At 62.4% G+C, this 15,468-nt stretch carries 13 protein-coding genes; 7 read left to right on the forward strand and 6 right to left on the reverse strand.

The window, feature by feature from the left end:
* Positions 1-17: 17 nt before the first annotated feature.
* Positions 18-1,094, reverse strand: coding sequence for a 3-deoxy-7-phosphoheptulonate synthase (locus V6093_RS00320; protein ID WP_003250292.1), 1,077 nt, complete (start codon positions 1,092-1,094; stop codon positions 18-20).
* A gap of 232 nt (positions 1,095-1,326) precedes the next feature.
* Here V6093_RS00320 and V6093_RS00325 point away from each other — a divergent pair, with 232 nt between their 5' ends.
* From V6093_RS00325 to cysB, 3 genes are all read left to right on the forward strand, one after another.
* Positions 1,327-2,274 (forward strand): putative 2-dehydropantoate 2-reductase, encoded by a 948-nt coding sequence (locus V6093_RS00325; RefSeq protein ID WP_047604063.1) that lies wholly within the window; start codon positions 1,327-1,329, stop codon positions 2,272-2,274.
* 124 nt (positions 2,275-2,398) lie between these two features.
* Positions 2,399-2,896 carry a universal stress protein gene (locus tag V6093_RS00330; RefSeq protein ID WP_003250295.1) on the forward strand — a complete coding sequence of 166 codons (498 nt, stop codon included), beginning with the start codon at positions 2,399-2,401 and terminating at the stop codon, positions 2,894-2,896.
* Between the two features lie 128 nt (positions 2,897-3,024).
* A complete protein-coding gene (gene cysB / locus V6093_RS00335; RefSeq protein WP_003250297.1) occupies positions 3,025-3,999 on the forward strand; it encodes an HTH-type transcriptional regulator CysB in 975 nt (324 codons plus the stop codon).
* Between the two features lie 169 nt (positions 4,000-4,168).
* Here cysB and V6093_RS00340 read toward each other — a convergent pair whose 3' ends face one another.
* From V6093_RS00340 to V6093_RS00360, 5 genes are all read right to left on the reverse strand, one after another.
* Positions 4,169-4,903: a phosphoadenylyl-sulfate reductase gene (locus tag V6093_RS00340; RefSeq protein WP_003250299.1), complete on the reverse strand. Its 735-nt coding sequence runs from the start codon at positions 4,901-4,903 to the stop codon at positions 4,169-4,171.
* Between the two features lie 80 nt (positions 4,904-4,983).
* A complete protein-coding gene (pabB, locus tag V6093_RS00345) occupies positions 4,984-6,327 on the reverse strand; it encodes an aminodeoxychorismate synthase component I (RefSeq protein ID WP_108079124.1) in 1,344 nt (447 codons plus the stop codon).
* Positions 6,328-6,535: 208 nt separating this feature from the next.
* The gene (locus tag V6093_RS00350) at positions 6,536-7,516 is read right to left on the reverse strand and encodes an alpha-L-glutamate ligase-like protein (protein WP_003250303.1); all 981 of its coding nucleotides are present in this window, start codon (positions 7,514-7,516) and stop codon (positions 6,536-6,538) included.
* Positions 7,516-9,051, reverse strand: coding sequence for an inactive transglutaminase family protein (locus V6093_RS00355; RefSeq protein ID WP_003250305.1), 1,536 nt, complete (start codon positions 9,049-9,051; stop codon positions 7,516-7,518). Before V6093_RS00355 ends, V6093_RS00350 begins: the two co-directional genes overlap by 1 nt.
* 5 nt (positions 9,052-9,056) lie before the next feature.
* On the reverse strand, positions 9,057-9,593 hold the full coding sequence (locus tag V6093_RS00360) for an ATP-dependent zinc protease (protein WP_010953297.1): 537 nt from the start codon (positions 9,591-9,593) through the stop codon (positions 9,057-9,059).
* A 306-nt stretch (positions 9,594-9,899) separates the two neighbouring features.
* Here V6093_RS00360 and V6093_RS00365 point away from each other — a divergent pair, with 306 nt between their 5' ends.
* The 4 genes from V6093_RS00365 (at position 9,900) to acnD (ending at position 15,441) form a co-directional block, all read left to right on the forward strand.
* Positions 9,900-10,616 (forward strand): GntR family transcriptional regulator, encoded by a 717-nt coding sequence (locus V6093_RS00365; RefSeq protein ID WP_003250308.1) that lies wholly within the window; start codon positions 9,900-9,902, stop codon positions 10,614-10,616.
* Positions 10,613-11,503 (forward strand): methylisocitrate lyase, encoded by an 891-nt coding sequence (gene prpB, locus V6093_RS00370; protein ID WP_003250310.1) that lies wholly within the window; start codon positions 10,613-10,615, stop codon positions 11,501-11,503. The genes V6093_RS00365 and prpB overlap by 4 nt, the downstream gene beginning before the upstream one ends.
* 60 nt (positions 11,504-11,563) lie before the next feature.
* Positions 11,564-12,691 (forward strand): 2-methylcitrate synthase, encoded by a 1,128-nt coding sequence (gene prpC / locus V6093_RS00375; protein WP_003250313.1) that lies wholly within the window; start codon positions 11,564-11,566, stop codon positions 12,689-12,691.
* Between the two features lie 161 nt (positions 12,692-12,852).
* Entirely contained in the window at positions 12,853-15,441 is a 2,589-nt protein-coding gene (acnD, locus tag V6093_RS00380) for a Fe/S-dependent 2-methylisocitrate dehydratase AcnD (protein WP_406669818.1), read from the forward strand.
* Positions 15,442-15,468: the final 27 nt, after the last annotated feature.

The following is a 15,468-nucleotide window of genomic DNA, read 5'->3' on the forward strand; positions in this document are numbered from 1 at the left end:
TTTTATTCCCGCAATGTTCAGCCGCGCTTACGCTGCGGCAGCACATCCTTGAGCTTGGCATGCATGCTGCGCAGGGTTTTCTCGGTCGCCGACCAGTCGATGCAGGCGTCCGTGATCGACACGCCATACTGCAACTCGTCCAGGTTTTTCGGAATGGACTGACAGCCCCAGTTCAGGTGGCTTTCGACCATCAGGCCGATGATCGACTGGTTGCCTTCGAGAATCTGGTTGGCGACGTTCTCCATCACCAGCGGTTGCAGGGCCGGGTCCTTGTTGGAGTTGGCATGGCTGCAGTCGACCATGATGTTGGCCTTGATCTTGGCCTTGGCCAGGTCCTGTTCGCACAGGGCGACGCTGACCGAGTCGTAGTTCGGCTTGCCATTGCCGCCGCGCAGTACCACGTGGCCGTATGGGTTGCCCTTGGTGGTGACGATCGACACGCCGCCTTCCTGGTTGATGCCCAGGAAGCGGTGCGGCTTGGACACCGACTGCAGGGCATTGATGGCAACGGTCAGGCCGCCGTCGGTGCCGTTCTTGAAACCCACCGCCGAGGACAGGCCCGAGGCCATCTCGCGGTGTGTTTGCGATTCGGTGGTGCGGGCACCGATGGCCGACCAGCTGATCAGGTCTTGCAGGTACTGCGGGGAAATCGGGTCGAGCGCTTCGGTGGCAGTCGGCAAGCCCATTTCGGCCAGGTCCAGCAGCAGCTTGCGGCCGATGTGCAGGCCGTCCTGGATCTTGAACGAGTCATCCAGGTACGGATCGTTGATCAGGCCTTTCCAGCCGACGGTGGTGCGCGGCTTTTCGAAGTACACGCGCATGACCAGGTACAGCGTATCGGACACTTCTTCGGCCAGCACTTTCAGGCGCTCGGCGTATTCGTGGGCTGCCTTGATGTCGTGGATGGAGCAAGGGCCGACCACGACGAACAGGCGATGGTCCTTGCCGTCGAGAATATTGCGCACCACTTCACGGCCGGCAGTCACGGTCTGCAGGGCCTTGGCGCTGAGGGGGATTTCCTTCTTGAGCTGATCAGGGGTGATCAGGGTCTCGTTGGAGGCAACGTTCAAGTCATCGATCGGTAAATCAGCCATCGTGTTACTCGTCAGGTCACGGGTGCCGGCCGCCAACTATCCCCGTGCGGCCCAGCAGCAAGAATAATCGCAGCGGGGAGCCGAACCTTAGCGCGTTACAGATGGCACGACAATGGGCTGAACCCAGTCATTGTGGGGTTTTTACCTGAGCGAGGGGGTTGCGCGCGAATGGACTGCCCAGCGCTACGTAACCTGTGTAAAAAGAGTGCTGACCCTTTACCTGGAGATTGGCATGCATTCGCACCCCCCTCGCATCGGCATCATCGGCAGTGGCGCCATCGGCGGCTTTTATGGGTTGATGCTGGCCCGGGCCGGTTTCGATGTGCATTTTCTGTTGCGCAGCGAGTACCAGGCCGTTTGTGAACGCGGGCTGAGCCTGGACAGTGCCGTGCATGGCGCACTGCACATGCGGGTGCAGGCTTACGTCAGTGCCGCCGACATGCCGCCCTGTGACTGGCTTCTGATCGGGGCCAAGGCCACCAGCAACGAGCAGTTGGCACCGTTGATCGTCCAGGCTGCTGCGCCCGGCGCCAAGGTGGTGCTGTTGCAGAACGGCCTGGGTGTCGAGGAGCAGTTGCGTCCGGCCTTGCGCAGCGACATGCACCTGCTCGGCGGCCTGTGCTTCATCTGCGTCAACCGCCAGGCGCCAGGTGTAATCCGCCACCAGGCGCTGGGGGCGGTCAACCTGGGGTATCACAGCGGGCCGGCCACCGATAGCGGTGTCGCGCTGGTGAATGAAGGCGCCGGGTTGTTTCAGGCGGCGGGGATCGACTCGCAGGCCATGCCGAACCTGGCCTTGGCGCGTTGGCAGAAGCTGGTGTGGAACGTGCCTTACAACGGGCTGTCGGTGCTGCTGGGGGCCAGCACTTCGCCACTGATGGCCGACAGCAATAGCCGCGAGCTGATACAGGCCTTGATGGCCGAAGTGGTGCAGGGGGCGGCAGCCTGTGGCCATGTACTGCCCGAGGGCTATGCCGAGCACTTGTTCCAGGTGACCGAGCGCATGCCCGACTACTGGCCGAGCATGTATCACGACCATGTCCACAAACGCCCGTTGGAGCTGGGGGCCATTTACGCCGAGCCGCTGGCACGCGCACGGGCGGCAGGCTGCAGCATGCCGCGCATTGAAATGCTGTACCAAGCGCTGAGTTTCATCGACAACCGCGACCGGCCGGCCTGAGGGTGGCCGAGGCTTCGGCGGGGCCCTCCAGCCCACGGCGGCAGCGCGCCGGACGGCAAAGCGAGCGTCCGGCGCGCTGCTAAGCTGAAGCTTGCTCTGCCGCTGCGGCAGTCGAGGAGGTCGAATGATCCGCTCCATGCTGTACGCCACCGACCTCGGTGTCTACGCCCCTTTCGTGATGCAACACGCGCTGGCCCTGGCGCGCACGTTCGGTGCCGAGTTGTATGTGATCCACGCGGTCGAGCCGATGGGCCAGTTCGCCGAATCCCTCCTGCAAAGCTACCTCGATGAGCAGACGCTCGATCAATTGCACAGCCAGGGGGTGAATACAGTGATGGCGAACATAGAGCAGCGTGTGCTGGAAAACTTTCGCGACGAGTTGGGCGAAGAGGCTGACCTGGCAGTGATCAAGGCCGTGCGTGTGCGTCAGGGCGACCCGGCGCAGGTGATTCTCGACCAGGCCCAGCGGCTAAGCGTCGACCTGTTGATATTCGGTAGCCACAGTGCCGGTGCCGGGGTGGATGTACCGCTTGGGCGCACGGCGGTGCGGCTGCTGCAGCTGTCGCCGGTGCCGGTGTACATGGTGCCCTTGGCGCAGCATCTGGGGCGTAGGAAAACGTGAAGATAGGTGCAGTCCATTTCCGTGGGCATGTAACAAAATAGTTCTAGATTTATTTCCAGAACCACTAATATAGTTATATATCGTCGCTGCCTGCTGCCGCGGACTCATCGCTGAACCGAGGGAAACCTATGAAGCTTCAACAACTGCGCTACATCTGGGAAGTGGCGCACCATGACCTCAACGTCTCCGCGACGGCGCAGAGCCTGTATACCTCCCAGCCAGGTATCAGCAAGCAGATCCGCCTGCTCGAAGACGAATTGGGTGTTGAAGTCTTTGCCCGCAGCGGCAAGCATCTGACCCGCGTGACCCCGGCCGGTGAGCGCATCATCAATACCGCAGGCGAAATCCTGCGCAAGGTCGAGAGCATCAAGCAGATTGCCCAAGAGTTCTCCAACGAGAAGAAGGGCACGCTGTCCATCGCCACCACCCACACCCAGGCGCGCTACGCGTTGCCGCCGGTTATCAGCAGCTTTATCAAGCAGTATCCGGAGGTGTCCCTGCACATGCATCAGGGTTCGCCCATGCAGATTGCCGAGATGGCTGCGGACGGTACGGTCGATTTCGCCATCGCCACCGAGGCGCTGGAGCTGTTCGGCGATCTGATCATGATGCCGTGCTACAAGTGGAACCGTTGCGTTGTGGTGCCGCAGGGGCACCCGCTGGCCAAGCTGCCGAAACTGACCCTGGAAGCCGTCGCCGAGTACCCGATCGTCACCTACGTGTTCGGTTTCACCGGGCGCTCAAAGCTGGATGAGGCTTTCAATCACCGTGGCCTCACGCCAAAGGTGGTCTTCACCGCGGCTGACGCCGACGTGATCAAGACGTATGTGCGCCTGGGGCTGGGCGTGGGTATCGTTGCCGGCATGGCTGTGGACGCCAAGCTCGACAGTGACTTGGTGGCGCTGGATGCCAGTGAGCTGTTCGAAGCCAGCATCACCAAGATCGGCTTCCGTCGGGGTACCTTCCTGCGCGGCTTCATGTGCGACTTCATTGAGAAGTTTGCCCCGCACCTGACCCGTGAAGTGATGGCCAAGGCCATTCAGTGCCATAACAAGCAAGAGCTGGAAGCGTTGTTCGAAGGTGTCGAGCTGCCGGTTCACTGATTTGGGAGTGATGGGGTCGCTGTGGGAGTAACGGCCCTTGCTCAATGTCTAAAAGCTGGCGCGATCCCTGTGGGAGCGGGCTTGCCCGCGAACACGGGCGAAGCCCGTGCCATCCACCGCGGTGTCTTCTTCGCGGGTAAACCCGCTCCTACAGGCCGTCCTAGCTATCTCAAGCCTTGCTGATCAGGTTGCCCGCATGCAACCCGCATTCCTTCTGCGTCGACTCTTCCCACCACCAGCGCCCTTCACGCTCATGCTGGTTTGGCAGCACCGGGCGGGTGCATGGCTCGCAGCCAATGCTGATGAAGCCACGCTCGTGCAGGCTGTTGTACGGCAGCTCGAGCATGCGGATATAACCCCATACTTCTTCACTGCTCATCTGCGCCAGCGGGTTGAACTTGTACAGCGTGCGCTCAGGCGTGGAAAAGGCGCTGTCGATTTCCAGTGCTGCCACCTGGCTGCGGGTGCCCGGGCTTTGGTCGCGGCGCTGGCCGGTGGCCCAGGCGCTGACGGTGGCCAGCTTGCGTCGCAGCGGCTCGATCTTGCGAATGCCGCAGCACTCGCCATGGCCGTCCTTGTAGAAGCTGAACAGGCCCTTTTCCTTGACGAACGGGTCGAGCTTGGCGCGGTCCGGGCTGAGGATTTCGATCGGCAGGTTGTACTGTTCGCGTACCTGGTCGATGAACCGGTAGGTCTCCGGGTGCAGGCGCCCAGTGTCGAGGCTGAATACCTTTACCTGCTTGTTCAGCTTCCAGGCCATGTCGACCAGCACCACATCCTCGGCGCCGCTGAAGGAGATCCACAGGTCATCACCGAAGTGCTCGAAGGCAAGCTTGAGGATGTCCTGCGGGGACTTGTTGGCATAGGTCGCGGCCAGGGCGGCGACGTCGAAGGGTTGGCTCATCAGGCGGTTTCCATCTTGGCTGTGGCGCTGTGCGCTCGTAGTAGGGGGATGGTAACAAAAAAAACGTGGTCTAGATGGGCTCACAAGCCCTGCAGGGTCTGCATCAGCACCCGCACTTTGGCGATCGACTCTTCATACTCGGCCTGCCACTGCGAGTCGGCTACCACCGCGCCGCCGCCCCAGCAACTGACCTGTCCATCTTTGATCAGCAAGCTGCGAATGGCGATCGAACTGTCCATTTCGCCGCGCACATCCACATACAGCAGCGAGCCGCAGTACAGCGCGCGGCGCGCGGGTTCCAGTTCGTCGATGATCTGCATGGCACGGATTTTCGGGGCGCCGGTAATCGAGCCGCCAGGGAAGCTGTCGCCGATCAGGTCCAGCGCATCTTTGTCGCTGGCCAGCTGGCCGGTGATGCTGCTGACCAGATGGTGCACATTGGGGTAGCTCTCCAGGCTGAACAGTTCCGGTACCTTCACTGAGCCGATCTCACACGTGCGCCCCAGGTCGTTGCGCAGCAGGTCGACGATCATCAGGTTTTCCGAGCGGTCCTTCGGGCTGTGCAGCAGCTCTTGGGCATTACGCTGATCTTCAGCCGGGTCGCTGGCACGTGGGCGGGTGCCCTTGATCGGCCGGGTTTCCACCTGGCCCTGGCTGACGCGGATGAAGCGCTCGGGCGAAAAGCTCAGCAGGGTACTGCCGTCGGCCAGTTGCTGGTAGCCGGAGAAGGGTGTCGGGCAGGCCTGGCGCAGGGCCTGGTAGGCTCGCCATGGATCGCCTTGGCAGGGCGCGCGAAAGCGTTGGGTGAGGTTGATCTGGTAGCAGTCACCGGCCTGGATGTAGCGTTGTACCTGGTCGAACGCTGTTTTGTACTGCTCGGGCTCCAGGTCACCGACCATCGGTGCGAGCAGCCGGAAGTCGCCGGTGGTGGTGGTGGTGGTGTCCTGGAACAGCCTGATCAGGCGTTGGCGTTCGTCGTCTGCCAGGCTCGGGTGGAACACCAGCTGGCTGGTGCCGAGCAGATGATCGCTGACCAGTGCCCAGGCATACAGGCCCAGTTGTGCGTCTGGCAGGCCGAGGTCGTCCACGGCCAGGCTTGGCAGGTGTTCCAGGCGGCGGCCGAAGTCGTAGCTCAGGTAGCCGATCAGGCCCCCGGCAAAGGGCAGTTCTACACCGTTGGGCAAGTCGGCGTGGCCCAGTTGTGCCAGGCCAGCGCGCAGGCGCTGGAGGAAGACGCGGCCATCTTCATCGGGCTGCGCCTGCTGTTGTTGCAGTGGCCAGGCGCTGAGCAGGTCGAAACGCCCGCGTTCGGCGCCGGGGCGGGCGCTGTCGAGCAGGATCGCACCGGGGGCCTGGCGCAGGTGGGCGAAATAGGCGGCAGGGTCGGGTTGGTAGGGCAGGGGGTGTAGCGTGCAGGTCGGCATCAGTATGGACGGCGATGTAAAAGCGAGGAGGGCGATTGTAGACCTGTGCAGGAAAAGCGCCTAGCGCTGGGTACGACATTCAACATTGTGTTTGGCCCATACGCAGCACAAGGCAGTTCCTGCAGGTTGAGCGAAGCGCATGATTCAACTGCAGTGCTTGCAAGAGCAACCTTGTGCTGCGAATGGGCTGCAAAGCAGCCCCTGTATTTCAGCGGTTGGGCACATGCCCGAACAGACCCTGTGCTACCCGTACCCGCTGCTCGGCGTCTTCGGTCACACCCTCCTTGGCCAGTGCTTCGATGTGCGCCTCGATGGCATGGGTGCGCTGAGTCAGGCCGCAATCGTTGGCAATCTGGATGTTCAGCCCCGGGCGGGCGTTGAGCTCCAGAATCAGCGGGCCCTTGTCCTGGTCAAGCACCATGTCCACGCCGATATAGCCCAGGCCGCACAGTTCATAGCAGCCAGCGGCCAGCTTCATGAAGCCGTCCCAGTTCGGCAGTTGCACGCCGTCCACCGCGTTGGTGGTGTCCGGGTGCTTGCTGATGATGTTGTTCAGCCAGGTGCCGCGCAGGGTCACGCCGGTGGCCAGGTCGACACCCACACCGATGGCGCCCTGGTGCAGGTTGGCCTTGCCGCCGGACTGGCGAGTCGGCAGGCGCAGCATGGCCATCACCGGGTAACCCATGAGCACGATGATGCGGATGTCCGGTACGCCTTCGTAACTGATGCTCTTGAATATCTGGTCCGGGGTCACGCGGTACTCGATCAGCGCGCGGTCGCGGTGCCCGCCGAGGGAGTACAGCCCGGTGAGGATGCTGGAAATCTGGTGCTCGATTTCCTCATGGCTGATGATCTTGCCCGACACTGTGCGGTAGCGGTCCTCGAAGCGGTCGGCGATTACCAGGATGCCGTCACCGCCGGCGCCTTGCGCCGGCTTGATGACGAAATCGCTGCGACCGCCGATGATCTGGTCGAGCTTATCGATCTCTTTTTCGGTCTCGATGATGCCGTACATTTCCGGCACATGGATGCCGGCCGCCAGTGCGCGCTCCTTGGTGATGATCTTGTCGTCGACGATCGGGTACAGGCTGCGCTTGTTGTACTTCAGCACATAGTCCGCGTTACGTCGGTTGATCCCCATGATGCCCCGGGCCTCCAGGGCTTTCCACGTCTTGATCAGGCCAAACATCAGGAGTCAGCCTTTTTCAGGAAGGCTTTGAAGCGCACGAGTTCGGTCAGGCGGTAGCCGCGATAACGGCCCATCGCCAGCATGAAGCCCACCAGGATCAGCAGCACCGCCGGGAAGGTGAACACGAAGTACACCAGCTCCGGCACCATCATCAGCAGGTGTGCCAGGGAGGCGGCGAACAGCGTGCCGATGGCCACTTTCATGGCATGGCCGCCACCACGCTCTTCCCAGGTGATCGACAGGCGTTCGATGGTCATGGTCAGGATCACCATCGGGAACAGTGCTACCGACAGCCCGCGTTCAAGGCCCAGCTTGTGGCTGAACAGGCTGATGGCGGCAATCAGCACCACGACGAAGGTCAATACCACCGACAGGCGTGGCAGCATCTGCAGCTTGAGGTGTTCCAGGTACGAGCGCAGCGACAGGCCCAGGGCCGTGATCACCGTGAACAGCACAATACCGAAGCCCAGCTGGGTTTCGCGGAACGCCAGGGCGATCAGCACCGGGGTGAATGTGCCCAGGGTCTGGATGCCGATCAGGTTGCGCAGCACCAGGATCACCAACACGCCGATCGGAATCATGACCATGATCATGAAGGTTTGCTGGGTTTGCAGCGGCAGACCGTACAGCGAGTATTCGAGGAAGTCGGCGTCGGTGTTCTCGTCGGTCAGCTTGGCCAGGCGGATGGCGTTCATCTCGCTGTTGTTCATGCTGAAGGTGACAGTGGCCTTCTTGCCGCCATCGACGGTGATCAGGTTGTCGTCACCGGTCCACCACAGCAGGCGGTCGCTCGGCAGGCCTTGCTCACCGGTGTCCGGGTTGAAGTACAGCCAGTCGTCGCCGTTGAAGCTGCGCAGCCACAGCTCCGGGGTTTGCGGGGTGTCGGCCAGCAGGCGGATGGTGTGCACCTTTTCCATCGGCACGTGGGCGATCGACAGCAGCAGGTCGATGACCTGGGCCTTCTTCATCGCCGAAGTGTCGCCAGCCAGCAGCAGCTTGACGTTGTCGTCGTTGAGGTTGTTGACCCGCTTGATGGTTTCGCTGACAAAGGTCTCGACGTCGGCCGAGTGCTGACGTATAGGGGCCATCAGGGCTTCAGCGGCGATCTTCTCGGGGCCCTCGACGGCCAGGCTGTCACGGAAGGTCGGGCCTTTGATCTTGGTCTTCTCGTTGCTGTAGCGCTTGGTCAGTACCAGGCGGTAGTAGAGGGTCTGGTTACCACTGGCGCGACGTGCCGACCAGGTAACCTTGCGGTTGCCGTCTGCACGGTTGATGCTGACCCCGTAGTTGTTGGAGATGAAGCTCTCGTTGAGGCTGACGTAGTCGCGGTTCAGCGGTGGCACGAACATCTGCACCTTGACCGGGTCCTTGCTGCTGGCCACGAACTCGACCTTGGCGTCGATGTTCCACAGGTCGTCGGTTTCATCCTCGGTCACCGGGATGCCGAGCACGAAGATCTGATAAGCCGTGACCGCCACGCCCAATAGCACCAGCACGGTGATCAGGACTTTCAGATGGAGGGTGAGAGAGCGCATCGGGATTACTCTGCTTTGGGAGCGTCGGTGGCACAGGCAGGTTTGCCGGCCGCATATTTAAGGCTTGGGTCAACCAGTGCGTCGAAGTGCTTGAGCGCCTCGGAACCGATCAGCAGCGGGAACTGGAAGGCGCTGCGGTCGGTGAGGTTGACTTCGATGGTGCGCCTGGTCTGGCCCATGCAGATTTCGAGTTCGATGACCGGGCGGGCCGTGTAGGCCTTGCCTGATTCGGCATCATAGTCGCCGGCCCGGCGCTTGATCTTGCTGACGCGTGCCAGTGGGCGTTCGATCGGGTGCGAATGGGCCGCATCGATGGCGAGGTAGAAGCGTACCCAGCTTTCGCCATTGCGCTTGAACCGCTTGATGTCGCGGGCGCTGAGCGAGGCGGTCTTGGCACCGGTGTCGAGCTTGGCGGCCACTTCCAGGTCCAGGTCGCCCAGATGTGCGTATTCGTTGAGACCATACACGGTCTTGCCCGCAGCCTGGCCAAGGGCCGGCAGCAGGGTGAGGCATAGCAGCAATAAAACGGGTGTAAGTCTCATATTCCTGGCGCGGTGCATTGCAAGGTTCTAGGCAAGGTTCAGGTCAAGGTGACTGGCAATTACTGCGCAAGCTTCCTCGTTGATCTGTCAACAGGCACGAATGCATGACAGACAGGCTATCCATACCCCATCGGAGGCGCGGCATTCTATCACGCCGACGTCTTGACGCCAGCGGTGCGCGATCTGACAGCGTTGTAGTGGTGATAGTTCGCGATTAGACGATTGTCGACAATGTTCATTTTGTCTTTGACTTGGAGGGTTCGTTTCGTTAGTTTCTGGCGAAGAGATTTAAAAGGTGTCGACAATATGCAGGACCTTTCCACCCCCGGCCCGGTGCTGACAGACGAAACGGAAACCCTCTCCGAAAACGTCTTCCGGCGCATCCAGGCGGCCATTGTCAAGGGTGATATCGCCCCCGGCAGCAAGATTTCCGAGCCGGAGTTGGCGCGCACCTATGGCATCAGCCGCGGGCCGCTACGCGAAGCTATCCACCGCCTTGAAGGCCAGCGCTTGCTGGTGCGCGTGCCGCATGTGGGCGCGCGGGTGGTATCGCTCAACCACGCCGAACTGATCGAGCTGTACGAAATTCGCGAGTCGCTGGAAGGCATGGCCTGCCGCCTGGCCGCCGAACGCATGAGCCAGGCCGACATCGACGAACTGCGCCGGGTGCTCGACACCCATGAGCGCGATGCCGCGTTCCAGGCCGGCCTGGGGTACTACCAGCAGGAAGGCGACTACGACTTCCATTACCGGATTATTCAGGGTAGCGGCAACCAGACCCTGGTCAAGATGCTCTGCGGCGAGCTGTACCAACTGGTGCGCATGTACCGTATCCAGTTCTCTGCCACCCCCAACCGGCCACGCCAGGCCTTTGCCGAGCACCATCGCATTCTTGATGCCATCGCCGACCGTGACGGCGAACTGGCCGAACTCCTGATGCGCCGCCACATCGGCGCGTCCAAGCGCAATATCGAGCGTCACTACCTGGACGCCCACAACAACAGCACACGAGGTGAGAAATGACAGTCAAGAGCACCCCCGGTCAGCGTTTCCGTGACGCCGTTGCCGCTGAACACCCGCTGCAGGTAGTTGGCGCCATCAACGCCAACCATGCCCTGCTGGCCAAGCGTGCCGGCTTCAAGGCCATCTACCTGTCAGGTGGCGGCGTGGCCGCTGGCTCCCTGGGCCTGCCAGACCTGGGCATCACTGGCTTGGACGACGTGCTCACCGACGTGCGTCGTATCACCGACGTGTGCGACCTGCCGCTGCTGGTGGATGTCGACACCGGCTTCGGCGCTTCGGCCTTCAACGTTGCCCGTACCGTGCGCTCGATGAGCAAGTTCGGCGCTGCCGCTATCCATATCGAGGACCAGGTTGGCGCCAAACGTTGTGGCCACCGCCCCAACAAGGAAATTGTCAGCCAGCAGGAAATGGTCGACCGTATCAAAGCTGCCGTCGACGCCCGCAGCGATGACAGCTTCGTGATCATGGCGCGTACCGATGCGCTGGCCGTCGAAGGCCTGAACGCCGCCCTGGACCGTGCCGAGGCGTGTGTCGAAGCTGGCGCCGACATGATCTTCCCGGAAGCCATCACCGAACTGCAGATGTACAAGACTTTCGCTGATCGGGTGAAGGCACCGATCCTGGCCAACATCACCGAGTTCGGTGCCACGCCGCTGTACACAACCGAAGAGCTGGCCTCGGTCGACGTGTCGTTGGTGCTGTACCCGCTGTCGGCGTTCCGCGCCATGAACAAGGCGGCCGAGAACGTGTATGCCGCACTGCGTCGTGACGGCACGCAAAAGAACGTGATCGACACCATGCAGACTCGCATGGAGCTTTACGATGCCATTGGTTATCACGCCTTCGAGCAGAGCCTCGATGCACTGTTTGCCCAGAAGAAGGGCTAAGCGCTAGCGCCCGAATTAGCCAGAAAGCATCCATAACAAATTCAAGAAAGGAGAAACACCATGGCCGAAGCAAAAGTACTCAGTGGCGCAGGCCTGCGTGGCCAGGTGGCCGGCCAGACTGCACTGTCGACCGTGGGCCAGGCCGGTGCCGGGCTGACCTACCGTGGTTATGATGTGCGTGACCTGGCGGCCGGTGCCGAGTTCGAAGAAGTCGCCTACCTGCTGCTGTACGGCGAGCTGCCAACCCAGGCCGAACTGGCCGACTACAAGCGCAAGCTCAAGGGCCTGCGTGACCTGCCGCAAGCCTTGAAGGAAGTGCTTGAGCGCATCCCGCGCGATGCCCACCCGATGGACGTCATGCGCACCGGTTGCTCGGTACTGGGCACCCTCGAACCAGAACTGACCTTCGAAGCCCAGCGCGACAAGACCGACCGCCTGCTGGCGCTGTTCCCGGCCGTGATGTGCTACTGGTACCGCTTCACCCACCATGGCGTACGCATCGACTGCACCACTGATGAAGACACCTTGGGTGGCCACTTCCTGCACCTGCTGCACGGCAAGAAGCCGAGCGAGCTGCACGTCAAGGTCATGAACGTGTCGCTGATTCTCTACGCTGAACACGAATTCAACGCCTCGACCTTCACTGCCCGCGTTTGCGCCTCGACCCTGTCTGACCTGTACTCCTGCGTTACCGCAGCCATCGGCTCGCTGCGTGGCCCGCTGCACGGCGGTGCCAACGAGGCTGCGATGGAACTGATCGAACGCTTCCAGAGCCCGCAGGAAGCCACCGCCGAGCTGCTGCGCATGCTCGAGCGCAAAGACAAGATCATGGGCTTTGGCCATGCCATCTACAAAGAGTCCGACCCGCGCAACGAGGTGATCAAGGGCTGGTCGAAGCAGCTGGCTGACGAAGTGGGTGACAAGGTGCTGTACCCGGTGTCCGAAGCCATCGACAAGACCATGTGGGAGCAGAAGCGCCTGTTCCCCAACGCCGACTTCTACCATGCCTCGGCGTATCACTTCATGGGCATTCCGACCAAGCTGTTCACCCCGATCTTCGTCTGCTCGCGGCTGACCGGCTGGGCGGCGCACGTCTTCGAGCAGCGCGCCAACAACCGCATCATCCGCCCGAGCGCCGAGTATGTCGGCGTCGAACAGCGCCAGTTCGTGCCGATCGAGCAGCGCTGAATAGCTATAGAGAGGCAACCCGTTCCCCTTGTGGGAGCGGGTGTGCCCCCGAATGCGCCGGCCTCGCAACCACTGTGCACCTGCTGACGCATTCGCGGGCACGCCCGCTCCCACAGGTACGGTGAAACCTTCCGAATCCTGTGACCGAGCCTGATTCCATGATGAACACTGCATACCGCAAGCACCTGCCAGGCACCGACCTGGACTACTTCGATGCCCGCGCGGCGGTCGAGGCGATCAAGCCCGGCGCCTACGACGGCTTGCCATACACGTCCCGCGTGCTCGCCGAGAACCTGGTGCGCCGCTGCGACCCTGCTACGCTCGATGCCTCGCTGAGCCAACTGATCGAGCGCAAGCGCGACCTCGACTTCCCGTGGTTCCCGGCCCGCGTGGTGTGCCATGACATCCTTGGCCAGACTGCGCTGGTCGACCTTGCCGGCCTGCGTGACGCCATTGCCGACAAAGGCGGCGACCCGGCCCAGGTCAACCCGGTGGTGCCGGTGCAACTGATCGTCGACCACTCGCTGGCCGTCGAGTGCGGTGGTTTCGACTCGCAGGCCTTCGAAAAGAACCGCGCCATCGAAGACCGCCGCAACGAAGACCGCTTCCACTTCATCAACTGGACCAAGAAGGCGTTCAAGAACGTCGACGTGATCCAGCCGGGCAACGGCATCATGCACCAGATCAACCTGGAGAAGATGTCGCCGGTGGTCCACAGCGACCGCGGTGTCGCCTACCCGGACACCTGCGTCGGCACCGACAGCCACACGCCGCATGTCGATGCACTGGGTGTGATCGCCATCGGCGTAGGCGGCCTGGAAGCCGAAAACGTGATGCTCGGCCGCGCCTCCTGGATGCGCCTGCCGGAAATCGTCGGCGTCGAGCTGACTGGCAAACTGGCCCCGAACATCACCGCCACCGACCTGGTACTGGCCTTGACCGAATTCCTGCGCAAGCAGAAAGTGGTCGGCGCTTACCTGGAGTTCCATGGCGAGGGTGCTCGCGCCCTGACCTTGGGCGACCGCGCCACCATTTCCAACATGGCCCCGGAATACGGCGCCACGGCGGCGATGTTCGCCATCGACCAGCAGACCATCGACTACCTGCGCCTGACCGGCCGTGAAGAGCAGCAGGTCAAACTGGTGGAAACCTACGCCAAGGCCACCGGCCTGTGGGCTGACAGCCTGGGCGGCGCCGTCTACGAGCGCACCCTGAGCTTCGACCTGTCGAGCGTGGTACGCAACATGGCCGGCCCGTCCAACCCGCATGCCCGCGTCGCCACCAGCGACCTGGCGGCCAAAGGCATCGCCGGCAGCTGGGAAGAAGTGCCGGGGCAGATGCCGGACGGCGCGGTGATCATCGCTGCCATCACCAGTTGCACCAACACCAGCAACCCGCGCAACGTGATTGCCGCAGGCCTGATTGCGCGCAATGCCAACAAGCTGGGCCTGACCCGCAAGCCGTGGGTCAAGTCGTCGTTGGCACCCGGCTCCAAGGCCGTGCAGCTGTACCTGGAGGAAGCAGGGCTGGAGAAGGAGCTGGAGCAACTTGGCTTTGGCATCGTCGCCTTTGCCTGCACCACCTGCAACGGTATGTCCGGCGCCCTGGACCCGGTGATTCAGCAAGAAATCATCGACCGCGACCTGTACGCCACTGCCGTGTTGTCGGGTAACCGCAACTTCGACGGGCGTATCCACCCGTACGCCAAGCAGGCTTTCCTGGCTTCGCCACCGCTGGTGGTCGCCTACGCCATAGCCGGTACCATCCGCTTCGACATCGAGAAGGATGTACTGGGGGTGGTCGACGGCAAGGAAATCCGCCTCAAGGACATCTGGCCCAGCGACGAAGAAATCGATGCGGTGGTGCGTGCTGCGGTCAAGCCGGAGCAGTTCCGCAAGGTATACATCCCGATGTTCGCCATCGAGGAAGACCGCGGGCCGAAAGTTGCGCCGCTGTATGATTGGCGCCCGATGAGCACCTACATCCGCCGCCCTCCCTACTGGGAAGGGGCCCTGGCCGGCGAGCGCACCCTGCGCGGCATGCGCCCGCTGGCGGTGCTACCGGACAACATCACCACCGACCACCTGTCGCCGTCCAACGCGATCATGCTCGACAGCGCCGCCGGTGAATACCTGGCGAAAATGGGCCTGCCGGAAGAAGACTTCAACTCCTACGCTACCCACCGTGGCGACCACCTGACCGCCCAGCGCGCCACCTTCGCCAACCCTAAACTGTTCAACGAAATGGTGCGCAACGACGATGGCAGCGTGAAGCAGGGCTCGCTGGCGCGTATCGAGCCGGAAGGCAAGGTTACCCGCATGTGGGAGGCGATCGAAACCTACATGCAGCGCAAGCAGCCGCTGATCATCGTTGCGGGTGCCGACTACGGCCAGGGCTCGTCGCGCGACTGGGCGGCCAAGGGCGTGCGCCTGGCGGGTGTCGAGGCGATCGTGGCCGAAGGCTTCGAGCGTATTCACCGCACCAACCTGGTAGGCATGGGCGTGCTGCCGCTGGAGTTCAAGCCGGGCACCGACCGCAACACCCTGGGCCTGGATGGCAGCGAAACCTATGACGTGCTGGGTGCGCGTACGCCACGGGCGACCCTGACCCTGGTGGTTACCCGTGCCAATGGCGAGCGCCTGGAGGTACCGGTGACCTGCCGCCTGGACACCGCCGAGGAAGTGTCGATCTACGAAGCGGGCGGGGTGCTGCAGCGCTTTGCCCAGGACTTCCTCGAAGCGACCGCCTGAGCATGAATCGGGGGCCGCTTTGCGGCC

Source organism: Pseudomonas putida group bacterium ESBL64, from assembly GCF_045277175.1.
GTDB classification, from domain to species: domain Bacteria; phylum Pseudomonadota; class Gammaproteobacteria; order Pseudomonadales; family Pseudomonadaceae; genus Aquipseudomonas; species Aquipseudomonas alloputida.

What these genes read in the sequence shown, in the direction of transcription:
- V6093_RS00325 (WP_047604063.1), top strand. Translation starts at nt 1,327, where the DNA reads ATGCATTCGCACCCCCCTCGCATCGGCATCATCGGCAGTGGCGCCATC.
- pabB (WP_108079124.1), bottom strand. Translation starts at nt 6,327, where the DNA reads ATGCCGACCTGCACGCTACACCCCCTGCCCTACCAACCCGACCCTGCC.
- V6093_RS00350 (WP_003250303.1), bottom strand. Translation starts at nt 7,516, where the DNA reads ATGTTTGGCCTGATCAAGACGTGGAAAGCCCTGGAGGCCCGGGGCATC.
- prpC (WP_003250313.1), top strand. Translation starts at nt 11,564, where the DNA reads ATGGCCGAAGCAAAAGTACTCAGTGGCGCAGGCCTGCGTGGCCAGGTG.
- acnD (WP_406669818.1), top strand. Translation starts at nt 12,853, where the DNA reads ATGAACACTGCATACCGCAAGCACCTGCCAGGCACCGACCTGGACTAC.
- V6093_RS00340 (WP_003250299.1), bottom strand. Translation starts at nt 4,903, where the DNA reads ATGAGCCAACCCTTCGACGTCGCCGCCCTGGCCGCGACCTATGCCAAC.
- prpB (WP_003250310.1), top strand. Translation starts at nt 10,613, where the DNA reads ATGACAGTCAAGAGCACCCCCGGTCAGCGTTTCCGTGACGCCGTTGCC.
- V6093_RS00360 (WP_010953297.1), bottom strand. Translation starts at nt 9,593, where the DNA reads ATGAGACTTACACCCGTTTTATTGCTGCTATGCCTCACCCTGCTGCCG.
- V6093_RS00355 (WP_003250305.1), bottom strand. Translation starts at nt 9,051, where the DNA reads ATGCGCTCTCTCACCCTCCATCTGAAAGTCCTGATCACCGTGCTGGTG.
- V6093_RS00320 (WP_003250292.1), bottom strand. Translation starts at nt 1,094, where the DNA reads ATGGCTGATTTACCGATCGATGACTTGAACGTTGCCTCCAACGAGACC.
- V6093_RS00365 (WP_003250308.1), top strand. Translation starts at nt 9,900, where the DNA reads ATGCAGGACCTTTCCACCCCCGGCCCGGTGCTGACAGACGAAACGGAA.
- cysB (WP_003250297.1), top strand. Translation starts at nt 3,025, where the DNA reads ATGAAGCTTCAACAACTGCGCTACATCTGGGAAGTGGCGCACCATGAC.
- V6093_RS00330 (WP_003250295.1), top strand. Translation starts at nt 2,399, where the DNA reads ATGATCCGCTCCATGCTGTACGCCACCGACCTCGGTGTCTACGCCCCT.